Raw genomic sequence first — 14,938 nt, forward strand, 5'->3', positions numbered from 1 at the left:
AAAAAACTGGCAATTGTAAACCCGATAGCGTCATCCCTTGTTAATCGTTTTTTAGCTTTGCTTTTTACAATAATGGCAAGCATTAAACCTAATAGGCATACACTTCCTAAATAAAGTACCGCCTGCCAAAAGTCATCAGGATAAAATACAGCTAACCCTGGCGCTATAAAAAGATACATAGCATCTTCGTTATCTAATGAACGGCTTGGAGTACTCCGATCTGACTCTTTAAAAAGAGCTAAATATACAAATAAAGGCTGCAAAAACAGCATTAAAATACTCGTGGTGATAAGGCTCATACATCATCCTTAATGAGAAAAACAAATGTAGCACACTTGCTGCATTAAAATTAAAAATGTGGGTGTTCAATAAAAAAGAGAGGTAGGTGTTATAGGTTTATTTTTTGAAAATACGTTTTAAGTTTTAAAAGCCCCGACTCAAGTTCAAATTTTTGTATTTTAGGATTTTTGAATTTAAACCCATTAGAAATATGGGTATTAATCATCGTCGCCATACCCTCAAATCCAGCTGGTGCAGTTGCAACTAAATCGCTCAACAAAGGGTTTATAAGCACTTGATGCTCTTCTATTAAAGTTGGGTCTTCATATATATCGTAAACAAGGTTAGTTAATGTATGTTGGTTTTGTTGTTCCATATCATTTCTATAGCGCCTTAGCTTAGGCGTTCATAGCTCCTTTGTGTATCAGTTTGAATTCAATGATTTTTTTAATTGAGCTTTCTCTTTTGCTAACTGTAATAGACTAACAGCTTGCTCTTTGTCATAAGCTAAAGCGCTGTGTTCAATAACATATTGTGCATGCTCTTTTACTGCAAGCCAATTATGCTGCGATTTATATAAACTTGCTAACTCAAAATGCGCCGTTGTAACTAATGAATTTGGCAATTCTGCATCTAACGCTAAAAATTCTTTGTGAAGGGAAATTGCATTATCAATATCTTGCCCTACAAACATGCCACTTCCATATAACCAAGCTAATGTTGAATAAGCTTCTATCTCTTTTGCCGCAACCCGCTTTTTGGCTTCCACTAATAATCGAGTCCCATCCCCAGTGTGAAGGCTTAAAGTAATCAACGCTTTCCAGTATCCCATGGAATAAGCTTTTTCACACCACTCCTCAAGATACTCTGGCGCGTTAATTAAGCTTTTATGACATTGCTGTGCGGCTGTTATTACAGTTAAATCTGGGTCATTTATATCTATAGTATTATCCCATCGAGGACCTGCGGCATAAATGGAAGGCGCCATTATAATTAACAATAATAATATTTTATCCATAAAATCACTTCCCTAAAGAGTGTTCAGGAAGATGAACAGTATAAGAAGGTACTGGTGAAGGTAAAAATGCACCTTTCCTATAAAAATAAGTCTCTCTAAGCGGCTTTTTTAAGTCGCCTTCACCTTCACAAACGCCGCTATCTTTGCAGGTCATCCCACCAATATAGTCAATTATACTTATTCCACTTATTTTTAAATTAAGTAAAATAGAATCAACACCTATATGCCTATTACCAGCATTAAATGCATGGTACCGATGCATAAATGCAACAATACGGGAGCCTTTTTCAATTTTAAGGGTACTGCTTAGTATGCTCGCCCACATTTGATTTCTTTGAATATGTGAATCAGTACATAAACCACCATCAGCGTCCTCCCAACTGCACCTACCATCAATTTTATCCATCACCTCAACAGGCATATCTAACGGAATAATTTTCATACCTAGAGAGTTAGCAGCTTTAACTAGTTCACCATAACCTGTGCTAGCAGCACCATTCCAATACCAATTTTCTCGAAAATGTTTGTAAATGACATCAAAACCTTTACCAGTGCGTTGATAAAAATCTATTTTTTCTTTTATCTTTATAGGTAACATTTCCATCGCAAAATGAGTGAAACCCGCAGCTTTAAGTTGTTTTAGAGCCTTTATAGCCTCATATTTATAAGATACTGGATTATGGCTAGACTCGGCAATAATCACTAAGCGCGCGTTACCTGCCATTGTTCTGTAATTTACATCCGTGTTTATTTTATTCACTGTATTTCCTTATATAATGACTTCAAAGGGCTTTTAAACTAGATATTTTACATTTACTAATTGTGGCCCGATTTATAAAAATGGCTCAGTAGTTACCTGAGCCTTAATTTAATTACTAACCAAGTGCGATATGAGGTGAAACTTTTACCGCAGCAATTACTAGTGTTTTGAGTTTTTCTAACATCCAAGTTAAAGCTTTTTTTACACCTGCATAAGTTATATCAACGGCAACAAATGGCTTTCCTACAAAGTTAAGTATATGCCCAATTAGCCCTTTACTATCTTCAGCGAACTTAATCGACATTTGAGAAATCTCTACAATTGACCGAGCTAATAAGTCATAAATAGTTAAAACACCTGATGTGCCTATTTGACCCATAATACTTGTTAACTTACCGCTCTCACGTAATAAAGTGATAAGGGCACTTGTGATTTTTTCAGACCAATGTGCATTAAAAGAAGCATGATGACGGTTATAGTACTTCAGACGTGTCATCGTTAAGTTAGATATCGAGCCTTTCTGCATACTTTTATAGTCAGGGTAACTAGCTGCAGTATTAATATAACCAGGTGCATTACCTGCCATTTTATGTGCTGCCCCAGTTAATGAAACACACGTACTTAGCCTATATTCGTTCCCCGCATGTACAAAAGGCCAAACAGGAACCATAGCTACAGGGTCGCTACGATGAACAGCCCTATAAATACCATCTAAACTTGTCTCTGTTTTAATTGCAAAAGGGTTTAGCCCTACCCTTGGCGACCCAAATGTATAGAGTTTTACAGGGACCTTATATTGAGCTTTAATCCAATTAGCTGCTAACGTAGCTAAAGCCCCCCCAAGGCTATGGCCAATACAGTGAACAGGGCGCCCACCGGCCTTACTCAATATTGCTGCTAGCTGCGGTTTAATAGTTTCAAAAGTACGATTAAATCCAGAATGCACCGGAGCTAAATTTGGACCAACGGTAACACCACAGTGTAAATCTGTTAACGCATCAGCAAGCCCAGCAGTACCCCGTATTGCTATTACAATCTCGCCCGCATGGTTACCGGTACCTTTGCCTACACCAAAAAAGCCAAAACCAGTAGATTGGTTCAATACATGCTCTGCTGTTGTGCCACTTACACCTGTTAGTGTTGATGTTTTTGAATCAAATGCAAAATGCTTACTAATAATTGGATTCGACTTTATTTTTTTGACTGATCACCAGCTGCCGAAACCGCAATGCTTTTGTACGCAAAATCAGCCAGTTGTGCCGCTATGCTAGGAGATAAAATTTTCATGTAAAATCCTTTTATTATTTAAAATCTTTAAAGTAATCCGTATCGTCGTCTTCAGTTTCATAGATTTCAAAGTCACTTTCCCATCTACAAATACTCGAGCCATAAAAATCTAAATTTTTATGAGCATGGTTAGGAAATATAAAATCTACATTAGGTGATACTAAATCAGCGTTTAGACTGCTTAGCTTTTGTTTGTACTCGTCGGGCTCATCAATACCACGTAGCTCACTATTCCAAAGCTCATATTCTTCACCGCCATGAATTGCAGTAATAAGTTGATAAGTAACTTCGTGGGAAAACATATCACCGGGTATTTTTGACTCAACAACAACTTCTGGCATGTAAAACGTGCCATCGGAAGCCGTAATAACCTGATCTTCTTTTTCAATTTTATGTGCAAATTTGAGGCTGCGATTAATTAAAACACCTTCAACGGGATTGCCGTTTAAAGTAATAATCCCTTTAACTTCAGAGCACATGTGTACGTCATATTTTTTTATTAAACCAAACATAGTGGTTCTAGTCCCTACCTAAAAATACCTTAGAAATAAACTCTACCGAAACATACTAAAGTATTGGCTTTCGATTTTTAAGAATTGCTTGACTGACACCTTTTACTTCAAACTGTTTAAGTAACGCAGCTATGCCATATTGTTTTTCGGCATCTATTTCTTTTTGGTAAAGCGGAAATAATCTATAAATATTTACAGGATTATTGTTATAGCTAATTTTCTCTTCAAGCAATAAAGCAATACCTTGATATGGCGTGCATTCAACTTCTCTGGAAATAATAATTACCCGTTGAGTTGGGTCTATTTCTACTTGGTTTATCACCTCTAACCAATCAAACAACCACGGGTATGATTGAGTAAGCACTTCTTCTGCCGTATCAAAACCTTGTTTTGTTACTTCAAACATTATTTCAGCATCTTTATTGATGTTTTCAGAAAAAACAGCAAATTTACCCTTTGCTTGTTTTGAATACAAAATACATGGTGACTCTTTACTTTGCACATCAGTCAGTGCGCCATAATGAGCGCTTAACTTATCTTTAAACGTTTCTGTTATGGCTGATACATAATTAAGCTCATTTAAGTCCTCTTCAATGTTTTTATAACCTTGACCACGACCGTAACGAATAAGCTCTTCTTTACTTTCGTTATTTGCACCGTTTTCTATCAGAAGCTTTAATAGCTCTTTACTTTGACTATACACAGCGCAGGATAGAGGTGAACTTGAACCATTGTGGTTAACATTTGCTCCTAACTCGATGAGCTTCTTTGCAGCTGAAAATTCACCTGTAATAATTGGAAGGCATAATGATGTCCGATTAGAATCATCTGTACTTTCAATATCAAAAAATTTTGTAAACATCTCCAAAACATTCAGATTATCTTCTTGAGAAGCCTCATGCAGCCAGTTCTCTCCACTTGGACTTTTACTTTCTAGTAGAAAAGTATGCTTGATTAATAAATTTTCTAAAACTTCCGCTTCATCATCCAGCATTAGTTTAACGGCTTGCTCCATTAACTGTGAATTATTCAATATTTATTTCCTCTCGTGTGTTTAGCAGCTTTCTCACCTAACTTACGCAGTGCTTTAATAACTTTATTCTTGCTTTTATACTTTTTATGGGCATAAGCTAGCTCTTCATAAACCATTTTAGCCATTTCTTCAGTATGTAACCCTTCAATATTAGGTACCCAGACTAAATTTTCAGGACCTTTGAGCCAATCAATTTCATACTCCTCTAAAATAGCTTTACTCTTAAGCACCCACTCTTTTTGCTTACCACTCCCTTCTTTAAATACAATATGGTGAGCATGAGCATTTTCCATTTCTTCAGGGCTTGGTTTAGCAACGCCATGCTCTTTTTCTAAAATTTTACCCCAATGAATGTTGGCTACTTTTTCATTATTATCAACATGCTGCTGAGCAAAATCTTTTATACTGACGGTTTGAGATATCCTTTTGCCCGATGGCATCTCTCTTGTTATTGTAATTTTATTTTCTTCAGGGAGAATATTTTCAAAGCTATACTCATGCTTTTTACGATACACACCACCTTCTGGTGGATAATCAATTGTAGATATATCTTTATTATCAATTGGAGTACATGCTATCGCCATTTTAAAAATCGCATCCACTGTTTCTTGATCAAAACCATTACCTACTAACGAATTCAGCTTGTTTTTTAATCTTTTTTCACCCTCTTTACACAATAACCCCATTGGATCCACCCAATTAACCGGATTCGGTGCATATTGATAGTGATTTATCCCACCTACTAAACCAATTGGATCTTGGTTTATAAAGCGTTGTTGTTTGGGGCTGTAGTAGCGGTAGCGGTTGTAATGTAAGCCACTCTCTTCATCTAAATATTGCCCCTGAAAGCGTATTGGCTGAGTGAAGCTATGTTCTTTATTCGTGTCAGACTCGTCTTCTGGTTCTTCATACCCATACACATCGGCTTGGTTTTCCCATACGACTTCTGATTTGTTATTTGTTACAAAGCGTGGGGTGTTAAGTTGGTCTAGGTGGTAGTAGTACACCTCACCTTGTTTAATCAGTGCTACTGGGTGAAATTGGTTTGGCAGGTTGATATACCAGGTATATTCACCGTGCTGGCATTCACCAATTAACTGATCGTTATCCCAAATGTAGTCAATTTTACCGTGCTCGGTGTGCTTGGCAATACGACGACCGAGTGGGTCGTAGTCGTATTGGGTGAGCGTGCCGTTGTTGTTAAAACAGCTTAACTGATTAAACGCGTTGTATTCACGGCGGGTTTTAATGCCTTTGCCGGTTTCGCGTATTTGGTTACCAAACTCGTCGTAGTAAAAGTCGCTGTCGCCAAAGTGTGTTAGGCGGTCGGCGTCGGTGGCACTGTTTATTGTGGTGTTGTTAGTACTTTCATTGTTTGCTACTGAGTCAACGTTGCTACTATTTTTACTACTACTTTCACTACTATTTGGTACTAACTCATTGTATTCGCTATGGGTGGCGTGTGTTAAATCAATAGAAGAGCTGGCTGTATGCTCGTTACTGGCTGCATCATGTTCTATACCCTGCTCGCCTGTATCTCTAAGGTCTGCATCGCTTGTGTTTGATTTAACTGTTTGGCTTTGCGGGTTACCAAAGCTATCCCACTGGTAGTGTGTGATTGTATCAGCACCTGAGCTTGCCAATGTTTGTTTTATTAACTGACCCAAGCTGTTGTATTCAAAATTGATATTTTGGCTGCTTACACCTTCGTTTTTACGGGCAATGAGCTGGTTTATACTGTCGTAGTTGTACGTACAGGTATCGAATAATGCTTGCGCAGGATGGGTTAACTGCTGCTTTAAGATGTATTGTGCATTATGAGCACGGGTAATTTTACCTTGCAGATTATAGCTGTAGTAATTGGCGTTATAAGCGATAACAGGTAAGGACTTAGGCTAAAAACCTAAGCCCTTACAACATCCATGTTGTTAAAGAGCAAATTTAAATGGTAGTTATAATTATGAAAAAGCTTTTCGGATCAGCGCATCATGGTCAAGCACTTCGATTTGTCCAAATTGTGCCAAAATGGAAAGGTGAACAAAAATATTAACTTTGTTAATATTTTCAAAAATAGTTTCCCCACCGATAATTAAGCTAGGCTCAAAACCAAACATTTCGTCTGCTTCTAATTCGCCAAGTTTTTTGATACAAGATTCAAATAAAACATTACCCGCTTCATCCTTAAAGTCATGTGATTTTGTATCTAGAAAACCAAAAAAGTACTCAATCGCATTATTATGGCCTTTTTTTACTTTACCTTTTTTTTCTATCACCCAACCACTTGCTGTTATTATCTTATATTTATAACCAGTTTCCTCGCCCCAAATAAATAAATCACCAAATGCACTTCTAGCAAAAACATGATAGACATCATTATCGGGAATATCCGTATGCTCTAACCATTCATCTAAAATACCTTCATAATCATCGGGATTAACAATCCAAAATAACCCACTTTTAAAACCACAAAACCCATACTCTTGCCAATATTCTAATAAACGATCTGGGAGCTTATTTTTAAATTTCTCTAACGTCTCTACAGTGCAACTTTCTTGTTTTTCTGGCTTCCCAAATTTCTCTAAAAAATATTCAAAACCTTCATCCAACTTAAACTCACTCATGTGTTCCCCTTATTTACAACGTGATCATTCGACATTCATTTTTGCATCTGGCCCGTGCAAGTCCATTGCTTCTTTAGCTGCTTTATCCATTCCCGCAACACGATCCGCTTTAGCCCACTGTGAGCCGAGGGATGAATTAACATTAGAGTTTCCTAGCCGTGATATTTTATCATGCCCACCCGCAATCATATCAGGATCATGAAGGGCTGCCAGCTCTTCCAAAGTACTACTTGCTTTTTGTATCGCTAATTCATCAGCTTTTTTAAAAGAAATGTTACCTTGCTTCATAAAACTCTCTGCTGCCGACTCTTTAATTTCATCAAATAACTCATCTCGAGCTTTTTGTTGCGCAGCACCATTATTCGTCAATATTTTTCTAGCTTTTGCATGCCCATGCTCTTTAACTAAATCAGTCAGTGTTTCTCTATTTTTTAAATAGTCACCCACCGACATTTTATTAATACCCTCTTGTTGAGCTTTTAATTGTTTATAAAACTCTTTCTCTAGTTTCTCTTTATTACCACCAAAAGTTTTAGCTTTAAGTAATGTATTACTTGGTTTAAAACACGGAGGGTTATATTTTTTCATAATTGGTGCTTTCAATACTTTTTTCTTAGCATTTTCAAGCGGCTTGGTAGCTGAATCGGGTACTTTATCTAAAACCTTATCAATCACTTTAAATGGCTTCACAACAGCAAGTGCAATACTTGCTAATGCGGCTGTGTAGTCACCTGAAATTACTTGATTTGTTGCATTTATACTATCTTCAGCAAGTAAACTCCAAACCTCGGCTTCCCAGCCTCCCTCTTCACTTATTTGTTTATTTGCATCATTTAAAAGCCAAACCCCAAAGCTTTTATCACTACTCTCCTTACAACTCAACCCAATTAACCAGATTTGGCGCATATTGATAATGGTTTATTCCACCCACTAAACCAATCGGATCTTGGTTTATAAAGCGCTGTTGTTTGGGGCTGTAGTAGCGGTAGCGATTGTAATGTAGGCCGCTTTCTTCATCTAAATATTGCCCTTGAAAACGGATTGGCTGAGTGAAACTGCTTTTTGTATTAAAGTCGGCTTCTGGCTCTTCATAGCCATACACATCGGCTTGATTTTCCCATACGACTTCTGCTTTGTTGCTGGTAACAAAACGTGGGGTGTTAAGTTGGTCTAGGTGGTAGTAGTACACCTCGCCTTGTTTAATCAGCGCAACTGGGTGAAATTGATTTGGCAAGTTGATATACTAGGTATGTTCACCGTGTTGGCACTCGCCAATTAGCTGATCGTTATCCCAAATGTAGTCAACTTTACCGTGCTCGGTGTGCTTAGCAATACGGCGCCCGAGAGGGTCGTAGTTGTATTGGGTGAGCGTGCCGTTGTTGTTAAAACAGCTTAATTGGTTAAATGCATTGTATTCACGGCGGGTTTTTATGCCTTTGCCGGTTTCGCGTATTTGGTTACCAAACTCGTCGTAGTAAAAGTCGCTGTCGCCAAATTGTGTCAGACGGTCGGCGTCGGTGGCACTGTTTATTGTGGTGTTGTTAGTACTTTCATTGTTTGCTACAGAAAACTAAACTAGACACCCACTCTAAATTAGCAAGCAAAGCTGTGGCCAAACAGCAAAATTTGGGTGGGTGTCTAGTTTATTTTAGGTGTCTAGTTTATTTTAGGTGTCTAGTTTATTTTACTTTTCTTCAACCCAGCCTCTTCGATGCGCGTAAGACTTGCCAGTAAAATGGTCTTCTTCACATAAAAATACACGCCGAACACAACGCGAGATACAGGGGGTAATATTTTGTATCAACCAAACTTACTTGACGCTTACTTGCGTAATGCCATAAAACACCCTGCTAATTTTTCACAATAATTAAACAATAGCCACTACTTAAAGAACAAAATTTAGGATGGGTGTCTAGTTTATTCCCGCTTTTTCAATTTTATGTGCAAATTTGAGGCTGCGATTAATTAAAACACCTTCAACGGGATTGCCGTTTAAAGTAATAATCCCTTTAACTTCAGAGCACATGTGTACGTCATATTTTTTTATTAAACCAAACATAGTGGTTTGAGCCTCCTTACCTATATTTCTAATTTTTTAAAATAAGTTCCATTAATTAAAAAACGAGGAAGTGAATCACTTTCAACCGTTACCTCATTACCCATATCGTGCCACATGCATGCCATACCTAGTAACTGTATGGGTAAGAATGATTCAACCGGAACAGTGTCTGGTTCACTTGCATTCATCCAGTATTTCTCTTGCAACTGTACATTTTTTGCAAGGGTTTCATTAAAATCAAAGCCAATATCTGTAGAAAGTGCGGCAAAGGTTTCTAAATACCCCATCGCTATACCTAATGCCCAGTCATTACCTTGCTCTACCGCCATTTTCATGCCCTCATTAAGTAGCGATGGATAATTCTCTTGTCGGTGATGATAAGCTTGAAACACCTCTACTAATTTATAAGAGACAGGGCCAGACTTAGTGGCACTTTGTTTCATAACTTCAACAGGGAAACTCGCCAAGCTATCCATACTTTCAGAATCGCGAGTGACCATAGCTAAAAAATAGGCGTCAAGCCACTGTTCAGGGTGAGCACGACCTGCCTCTAGCATTCCCTTACCATTCCAAGTCACTTCAGATAAATCGAATATTTTAAAGGTAAGATCTTGCTCTGGATGCTCTGCAAGCTTCAAAAATGCAGCATACATTTTTGAGGCATAACGTAAACCCATTGCAGACTCACTTTCGATTTCGGGTGTTTGAACTTCCCAAGTAAGCCAGCGAGAAAAATCAATATACAAACTTGAAAACCTTAATAAACTATCTCTTTTTTTTGATATATTAACAGGAATTTTCTTTATTCTTCTCTTTGGAGACTCTAGCCACTCATCCAACGACACATTTTCAAATTTAGGTTTATATGTTCTTTCAACTTTCATTTGCTATCCTACAACTATTGATTAATCGATATCAAATTCTGAAATATTGACTTCACTAATAGTAGAGCCAGTACTTGTATTAATAATTGGGGTTTCAATATGTAAATATTTAACTTCATTCCCATCGTCCATAGCTTCCATGATGGCTGATGCTGCTTCCCTATCTGTTTTGCCATTTACCTTACCATTTTTCTTCATATTCTCGGTAATAGCTTCAGCATATTCAGGCGTACCTTGCTGATAGTCTTTATCACCAATTTGCTTTTTACCCAGTGGGCTCTTACCGCCTTTGGCTTCAACAATTATCACATCACCATCAGAGTTTTGATAAACCATATCAAAGTTACCTGATACCGATGTCGAATGATCTAAACTATCTGGATGTATTCTCTTATAATCTGGGTAATTGGCTTTTACAGCCATATCGGCCGCCTTTTCTCCAATTTTAGCCGATTGCTCATTCACTTTAGGAGTTTGGTTGTTGTATCCATCTGTTTGCCGTGCAAATTCATCACGATTTTTCATTGCCTTGTCACGTGCGACGCAATGAACTTGTAGTTCTTCTTTTTCTTCAGGCTTCAATATATATATTTTCTGAATTATCTTTCTTTTTAGCCGTAACCAATGTTCTCGCTGTATTTTCTTTAATCCGCCCTTTGGTAGCCCATTCTTCATTAACTGCTTTACCATCAAATTCATGCATACCTGCAAATTCCTCAATAGTAAGCTCCATTTCTTTAGTTTCTCCCCCAATATTACGGTGAATAATTATGGTATTGTCCACCTCATTCATACTCTCTAATGTATAGGCATAATTTAACTTATTCACACCCTCTGGTTTTTGAACCTTTAACTTACCTTCTGGATCTGTGATTGTGGCACTATCTATCGCACTTTTTAATATTTTATCCTTCGCTGCTTGATCAATACCATTACCAACTAATGTACCTAGCATTGCAGATAATTTTTCTTGCCCCTCTTTACACAATAACCCAAACGGATCCACCCAATTAACCGGATTCGGTGCATATTGATAATGATTTATTCCACCCACTAGGCCAATCGGATCTTGGTTTATAAAGCGTTGTTGTTTTGGGCTGTAGTAGCGGTAGCGGTTGTAATGTAAGCCGCTCTCTTCATCTAGATATTGCCCCTGAAAACGAATTGGCTGAGTGAAGCTGCTTTCTTTATTAGTGTCAGGCTCAGCTTTTGGCTCCTCATAACCATACACATCAGCTTGGTTTTCCCATACGACTTGCGCTTTGTTGTTGGTAACAAACCGCGGCGTATTAAGCTGGTCTAGGTGATAGTAATACACCTCACCTTGTTTAATTAGTGCGACTGGGTGAAACTGATTTGGCAGGTTAATATACCAGGTATATTCACCGTGCTGGCATTCGCCGATTAACTGGTCGTTATCCCAAATGTAGTCAATTTTACCGTGCTCGGTGTGCTTGGCGATACGACGACCTAATGGGTCGTAGTCGTATTGGGTGAGCGTGCCGTTGTTGTTAAAACAGCTTAGCTGGTTAAATGCGTTATATTCACGGCGGGTTTTAATGCCTTTGCCGGTTTCGCGTATTTGGTTACCAAACTCGTCGTAGTAAAAGTCGCTGTCGCCAAGTTGTGTTAGGCGGTCGGCGTCGGTGGCACTGTTTATTGTGGTGTTGTTAGTACTTTTATTGTTTATTACTGAGTCAGCGTTGCTACTATTTTTGCTACTACTTTCACTACTATTTAGTGCTAACTCATTGTATTCGCTATGGGTGGCGCGTGTTAAATCAATAGAAGAGCTGGCTGTATGCTCATTACTGGCTGCATCATGTTCTATACCCTGCTCGCCTGTATCTCTAAGGTCTGTATCGCTTGAGTGTGACTGCACAGTCTGACTTTGCGGGTTACCAAAGCTATCCCACTGGTAGTGCGTGGTTGTATCAGCACGTGAGCTTGCCAATGTTTGTTGAATTAACTGGCCTAAGCTGTTGTATACAAAATTGATATTTTGGCTGCTTACGCCTTCATTTTTGCGGGCAATGAGCTGGTTGACGCTGTCGTAGTTGTACGTACAGGTATCGAATAATGCTTGCGCTGGGTGTGTAAGCTGCTGCTGCGTTAAACGGTTAAATACATCAAACTGTTGATTGAGGGTAATGCTGTTACCAAACTGCTCGGTTTGAATATTACCGGCCGCATAGCAATAAAAGTCTTAAGCAAAACTGCTTAAGTCTTCAAACATCCATGTTTTTAAAGAGCGTTTTCATCCCTATTTTTAGGATGGGTGATGAGATGGACGCTCCCCAAAACGGCGTCAATGCGCCAAACTGGTAATTGAACTCACTCAGTTAAAAGGGAACGTCCGTCATGAAAATTAGCACATTATCAATTGATTTGGCAAAAAATGTATTCCAAGTCGCTGGCTTTAATTCTAACCATAAAAGAGAATGCAATAAACGCTTAAACAGGGCTAAACTCAACGCCTTCTTGGCGAATACCCCTCCGTGCCGCGTGGTGATGGAAGCCTGCTACTCTTCCCACTATTGGGGGAGAGTATTTACGTCTTACGGTCATACCGTTGACCTTATTCCTGCACAACACGTTCCCCCCTTTGTACGCGGTAATAAAAACGACAGTAACGATGCGCTTACTATTTATGAGGCAAGCTTACGCCCTAACATTAAATTCGTTCCTATTAAAACCGAAGCTCAGCAAGAAGTACTCATGCTCCATAAGATACGTGAGCGACTTCTGCAAAACAGGATTGCTGCAACCAACCAGTTACGCGGTTTATTGGTCGATTTTGGGTATGTATTTCCTGTCGGTATTAAGGCGTTTGAGCAAGGGATAATTGCGTTAGAAAGTGATTCTGAGCTTCGCCCTCAGCTGCGCTTAATGGTGAGTGATATTTACACTGAGTACAAAACCCTTGTTAAACGCATTAAAGCTATTGAAGCGATGCTTACTGCACACGTTGAACGGGATACAAACGCTAAAATACTTCACTCCATTCCTGGTGTGGGTGTGCTCAACGCCTCAGCTTATTCAGCGTCAATCGGGAACGGCCAGGCATTTAAGAGCGCAAAAGAACTCGGTGTGTGGCTAGGGTTAACACCTAAACAATACGCGTCAGGTGATAAAAGTAAAATGTCTGGTATTACTAAACGCGGTAACAGTTATCTACGAAAACAACTTATTCACGGTGCTCGCGCCATTATCGCCAGAAGCCACCATAAAACAGATGCGTTAAGTCAGTGGATAAAGCAATTACGCGAGAAAAAACACTTTAATTGTGTGGTGGTCGCCACCGCACACAGATTGGCGCGACTGATGTGGATATTGCTGACCAAGCAAACTCTCTACTCACCTCAGTTTGTGCAAAATACACAGAAGGATGCTTAATTATTTGCATTTTACATGCCAATCACACCCGAGTTTACGACTTAAGACAGCCCGCCGAAGACGTAGGTTTTAAAACCTGAGTGGATGTTTGGGCACTTAAGTCGTAACATACGCTTATCCTGTATGTACTTCACTTATAATGAAACAAAAAGCGCACGCTAACCAAGGTTAACCAGATAAAGACTCGAGATTTAATCTCGCTTGGGTGAATATTTTTTAGGTCCCTTGGTACGAAGCTCATTAGGAGCATGGCGCATGATAACCATGACACCATAGCTCGAATATATGTCAGTACCTTTGCTTTTTAGCAAGCTTGTGACGCATCATTACTGTGAAATGGGATACATGATAATAAAATAAAGGCATCAATTTTGATGTTTATACATTAGCTCGTCTTGACTTCAAGGGGGCGTCCATATATGTCTTGTTTATTTTATTACCCTAGTAAAAAACTCGCTGAAGGGTGAGCATCATGTAATAACAAAAATGTACTGTAATAGAATAAAAACCACCTAAAAATTTAACTCAGGCGGAGTGTTCATATATGTCTCTGTTATTTTTATACACTCTGTGATTTTTAACTATTCTTTAAAGCACTCAATCTTGGTGGTTCATCGTATGAAAAGTTATATTTGAAAGCACCATCGCTAAGGACTTCTAAATCACATATTGTCCAATATCTGTTTTCTAGATCATTTTTAGCCATAACTTCACGCAACTGCTCAAAATACTCTGATGCTTCAAAAGTTAAGTCAAACTCCTCAACCTCTTCATTAAACCAGATTTCACTATCATCACTACTCACAAGCTCCCCATCAATATCATCAATTTCGATATTAATAGTCAACTTATCCCATTCGCTATCAATATTTTGAGCTATTTCTATAATTAATAGTTCTTGAATATTATCGTTCATTTATCCACCTTGCTGATTTTTAAATTTGTACTTTATGGATTTTTCCCCTGCGACCTTATAAGATACAATAAAGTCATCTGGCCTATTAGTTTGATGAACTAAACTAGACAGCCACTCTAATTATACAAGCCAAACTGTGTCATAAAATCTTCTTTTTAGCTTAAAAATTTACC

Annotated in this window: 15 protein-coding genes and 3 pseudogenes; 1 reads left to right on the forward strand and 17 read right to left on the reverse strand. The window is 38.4% G+C overall.

Translation table 11 applies throughout. From position 1 onward, the window contains the following. From OIZ54_RS19820 to OIZ54_RS19905, 16 genes and pseudogenes are all read right to left on the reverse strand, one after another. Window positions 1-299: pseudogene (locus OIZ54_RS19820) on the reverse strand (hypothetical protein); the annotation flags it as partial. Between the two features lie 89 nt (window positions 300-388). After that, the gene (locus OIZ54_RS19825; protein WP_264391118.1) at window positions 389-655 is read right to left on the reverse strand and encodes a hypothetical protein; all 267 of its coding nucleotides are present in this window, start codon (window positions 653-655) and stop codon (window positions 389-391) included. Between the two features lie 48 nt (window positions 656-703). Continuing rightward, window positions 704-1,297: a hypothetical protein gene (locus OIZ54_RS19830; RefSeq protein WP_248443422.1), complete on the reverse strand. Its 594-nt coding sequence runs from the start codon at window positions 1,295-1,297 to the stop codon at window positions 704-706. Between the two features lie 4 nt (window positions 1,298-1,301). After that, window positions 1,302-2,057: a ChaN family lipoprotein gene (locus OIZ54_RS19835; protein WP_064387124.1), complete on the reverse strand. Its 756-nt coding sequence runs from the start codon at window positions 2,055-2,057 to the stop codon at window positions 1,302-1,304. A 115-nt stretch (window positions 2,058-2,172) separates the two neighbouring features. Continuing rightward, window positions 2,173-3,159 carry a lipase family protein gene (locus OIZ54_RS19840; protein WP_264391119.1) on the reverse strand — a complete coding sequence of 329 codons (987 nt, stop codon included), beginning with the start codon at window positions 3,157-3,159 and terminating at the stop codon, window positions 2,173-2,175. Window positions 3,160-3,358: 199 nt separating this feature from the next. After that, window positions 3,359-3,856, reverse strand: a complete 498-nt coding sequence (locus tag OIZ54_RS19845; protein ID WP_264391120.1) for a DUF6795 domain-containing protein — start codon at window positions 3,854-3,856, stop codon at window positions 3,359-3,361. Between the two features lie 55 nt (window positions 3,857-3,911). After that, entirely contained in the window at window positions 3,912-4,889 is a 978-nt protein-coding gene (locus tag OIZ54_RS19850) for an ankyrin repeat domain-containing protein (protein ID WP_264391121.1), read from the reverse strand. After that, window positions 4,886-6,694 (reverse strand): annotated as a pseudogene (locus tag OIZ54_RS20315) (RHS repeat-associated core domain-containing protein); the annotation flags it as partial. The pseudogene OIZ54_RS20315 and the gene OIZ54_RS19850, both read right to left, overlap by 4 nt. Window positions 6,695-6,847: 153 nt before the next feature. After that, entirely contained in the window at window positions 6,848-7,510 is a 663-nt protein-coding gene (locus OIZ54_RS19865) for a GAD-like domain-containing protein (RefSeq protein ID WP_264391122.1), read from the reverse strand. A 24-nt stretch (window positions 7,511-7,534) separates the two neighbouring features. Continuing rightward, a complete protein-coding gene (locus tag OIZ54_RS19870) occupies window positions 7,535-8,416 on the reverse strand; it encodes a polymorphic toxin type 15 domain-containing protein (protein WP_319641024.1) in 882 nt (293 codons plus the stop codon). Next, complete coding sequence (locus OIZ54_RS19875) at window positions 8,382-8,744, reverse strand: RHS repeat-associated core domain-containing protein (RefSeq protein ID WP_319641025.1); 363 nt, start codon at window positions 8,742-8,744, stop codon at window positions 8,382-8,384. The genes OIZ54_RS19870 and OIZ54_RS19875 overlap by 35 nt, the downstream gene beginning before the upstream one ends. A 453-nt stretch (window positions 8,745-9,197) precedes the next feature. Beyond that, window positions 9,198-9,318: pseudogene (locus OIZ54_RS19885) on the reverse strand (Mobile element protein); the annotation flags it as partial. Window positions 9,319-9,422: 104 nt separating this feature from the next. Continuing rightward, window positions 9,423-9,569 carry a hypothetical protein gene (locus tag OIZ54_RS19890; RefSeq protein ID WP_248461792.1) on the reverse strand — a complete coding sequence of 49 codons (147 nt, stop codon included), beginning with the start codon at window positions 9,567-9,569 and terminating at the stop codon, window positions 9,423-9,425. Between the two features lie 20 nt (window positions 9,570-9,589). After that, a complete protein-coding gene (locus tag OIZ54_RS19895) occupies window positions 9,590-10,315 on the reverse strand; it encodes an immunity 49 family protein (RefSeq protein WP_186807290.1) in 726 nt (241 codons plus the stop codon). 159 nt (window positions 10,316-10,474) lie between these two features. Continuing rightward, window positions 10,475-11,035 carry a hypothetical protein gene (locus OIZ54_RS19900; RefSeq protein ID WP_264391123.1) on the reverse strand — a complete coding sequence of 187 codons (561 nt, stop codon included), beginning with the start codon at window positions 11,033-11,035 and terminating at the stop codon, window positions 10,475-10,477. Then, complete coding sequence (locus OIZ54_RS19905) at window positions 11,025-12,407, reverse strand: RHS repeat domain-containing protein (protein WP_413680554.1); 1,383 nt, start codon at window positions 12,405-12,407, stop codon at window positions 11,025-11,027. The genes OIZ54_RS19900 and OIZ54_RS19905 overlap by 11 nt, the downstream gene beginning before the upstream one ends. Before the next feature lie 407 nt (window positions 12,408-12,814). On the opposite strand from OIZ54_RS19905, the gene OIZ54_RS19910 reads away from it, so the two are divergent. Next, window positions 12,815-13,849: an IS110 family transposase gene (locus tag OIZ54_RS19910; RefSeq protein WP_264391124.1), complete on the forward strand. Its 1,035-nt coding sequence runs from the start codon at window positions 12,815-12,817 to the stop codon at window positions 13,847-13,849. Between the two features lie 577 nt (window positions 13,850-14,426). Here OIZ54_RS19910 and OIZ54_RS19915 read toward each other — a convergent pair. Beyond that, entirely contained in the window at window positions 14,427-14,765 is a 339-nt protein-coding gene (locus OIZ54_RS19915) for an immunity protein YezG family protein (RefSeq protein ID WP_264391125.1), read from the reverse strand. Between the last annotated feature and the right edge of the window lie 173 nt (window positions 14,766-14,938).

Source organism: Pseudoalteromonas sp. A3, from assembly GCF_025942345.1.
Classification (GTDB): domain Bacteria; phylum Pseudomonadota; class Gammaproteobacteria; order Enterobacterales; family Alteromonadaceae; genus Pseudoalteromonas; species Pseudoalteromonas atlantica.

Coding starts and splice junctions, on each gene's coding strand:
- OIZ54_RS19825 (WP_264391118.1), bottom strand. CDS start 655: ATGGAACAACAAAACCAACATACATTAACTAACCTTGTTTACGATATA.
- OIZ54_RS19830 (WP_248443422.1), bottom strand. CDS start 1,297: ATGGATAAAATATTATTATTGTTAATTATAATGGCGCCTTCCATTTAT.
- OIZ54_RS19845 (WP_264391120.1), bottom strand. CDS start 3,856: ATGTTTGGTTTAATAAAAAAATATGACGTACACATGTGCTCTGAAGTT.
- OIZ54_RS19865 (WP_264391122.1), bottom strand. CDS start 7,510: ATGAGTGAGTTTAAGTTGGATGAAGGTTTTGAATATTTTTTAGAGAAA.
- OIZ54_RS19870 (WP_319641024.1), bottom strand. CDS start 8,416: ATGCGCCAAATCTGGTTAATTGGGTTGAGTTGTAAGGAGAGTAGTGAT.
- OIZ54_RS19890 (WP_248461792.1), bottom strand. CDS start 9,569: ATGTTTGGTTTAATAAAAAAATATGACGTACACATGTGCTCTGAAGTT.
- OIZ54_RS19910 (WP_264391124.1), top strand. CDS start 12,815: ATGAAAATTAGCACATTATCAATTGATTTGGCAAAAAATGTATTCCAA.
- OIZ54_RS19915 (WP_264391125.1), bottom strand. CDS start 14,765: ATGAACGATAATATTCAAGAACTATTAATTATAGAAATAGCTCAAAAT.